At 67.2% G+C, this 1,558-nt stretch carries 2 protein-coding genes; one reads left to right on the top strand and one right to left on the bottom strand.

Translation table 11 applies throughout. The annotated features are described in order from the left end of the window. Positions 1-500: 500 nt before the first annotated feature. Positions 501-875 (bottom strand): hypothetical protein, encoded by a 375-nt coding sequence (locus HZF19_RS16090; RefSeq protein ID WP_208029813.1) that lies wholly within the window; start codon positions 873-875, stop codon positions 501-503. Between the two features lie 143 nt (positions 876-1,018). Between HZF19_RS16090 and HZF19_RS16085 the strand changes: the two genes are divergently transcribed. Beyond that, the coding region (locus tag HZF19_RS16085) for a transposase (protein ID WP_208029812.1) at positions 1,019-1,558 on the top strand (540 nt) is incomplete at its 3' end.

Raw genomic sequence — 1,558 nt, 5'->3', positions numbered from 1 at the left:
AGCACCATCGCCACAGCGTCACGCTTGAACTCGTCGGTGAAGCTGCGCCGCGTTCGGGGCGACTTCTCCTCCATCACTGACATGATTACCTCCTATTCGAGGTGACCGGTCAGAGGGGGGATCCTCAGATAATCACCGGGACGGTGTGCACGATCGACGGGAGCGAGCGAGCGCCGGCGACACGAGCCGCCGAAAGGTGGCTCTCCGTCGCAGCCGGGGCATAGCGGGTCGCACGAGTCGGGTACGACCGCTGGCCGCTCACTTGTCCGGAGCGCGCCGCCAGCGACGGCTACCCGCTCCTCGTCCGACGCGGCCGCAGCTCCTTCTCCGCTTGAACGTTCCCGCGCCGCTCGTTCAACGAGCCGAGATCGAGGGATTCGGGAGCAACTCCGGGAGTGTGGCCGTGAGCAACCTCGGGAGTGGGACAGCGGCGCTGGACCGTACGGCAAGCTCCCGAGCGGCACTATCTCCCGCGCGGGTCGGTGGCGGGGGGCTCATCGTCAGAGATCGCCACGTCCTCCCGGCTGCTCAGAACGAGTTCCGTAGCGGGCCTCGACGGCCTGGTCCTTCAGGCCTTCGGCTCGCGCCTGCTGACCGGGCGAAAGCTCGGGGATCTCGACGCCGGCGATCTCCCGGATCGCCGGATGAATCCTCTCCAGCACGTCTGACAGCTCAACCGCCTGCTTGAGGTTGTCCAGCTGGAGCGACCGCATCTCGAGTTGGTGCCGTTCGCCTCGGCGCTGCTCCTCGTTGCGTTCGTGGCCGACCGCTTGCACCTTGGACGCAGCCTCTGCTGCCGAGGCAACCGCGTTCGAGATCCGCGTAACCACGTAACCGACTGCTCCGGCTATCGCGATTCCACCGAGGAGAATCACCTCGAGTGGGTTCGCGAACTCGAGGTGTTGGACCCGTGGCGTCGGGGTTGGTGGCGCCGGGTGGCGTCCCGTTCCCGGTGTAATACGCGGCGAGGGCGTAGGTTCCTTCAAGGGCTGACTGCTCACGAAGGCGACCTACACCTGTGCCGAAACGAGTATCGCCCACCGAACGGATCCGTGCCGAGATCGACGAGTTGTTCGGGTCGGGCCGTGACATCGCCGAGGTCCTAGGGGAGGTGATGCGGTTGTCGGCGCGCCTGGTGCTCCAGGAGGTTCTCGAGGACGAGGTCACGACCTGGCTGGGCCGCGACTGGAACTCCCGGGCTGAAGGGGAGCGGGCCGGGCGACGCAACGGCTGTAGCGATCTGACGATCAAGTCCACGGGCGGTCCGGTGGGGTTGGCCCGCCCGAAGCTGCGCAACACCACCGAGGTGTTCGCGTCGGCGTTGTTGGGCAAGGGGGTGGTGCGTTCCGAGCCGCTGGAGGCGCTGGTGATCTCGGGCTGGGTGCGGGGCCTGTCGGACCGTGACATCGAAGCACTGCTCGCCGAGGCGCTGGGGCCTGAGGCTGCCCTGTCGAAGTCGACTGCGTCGCGGATCTGCCAACGGCTGCGCGACCAGTTCGAGGCGTTCCGCACCCGGGACCTGTCCGACGTCGAGCTGGACTACCTGTTCCTCGACGGC

Source organism: Rhabdothermincola sediminis (genome assembly GCF_014805525.1).
GTDB classification, from domain to species: Bacteria; Actinomycetota; Acidimicrobiia; order Acidimicrobiales; family Acidimicrobilacustridaceae; genus Rhabdothermincola; species Rhabdothermincola sediminis.
Note: the sequence above shows the minus strand (reverse complement) of the source record. Positions and strands in the feature narration are given on the sequence as shown.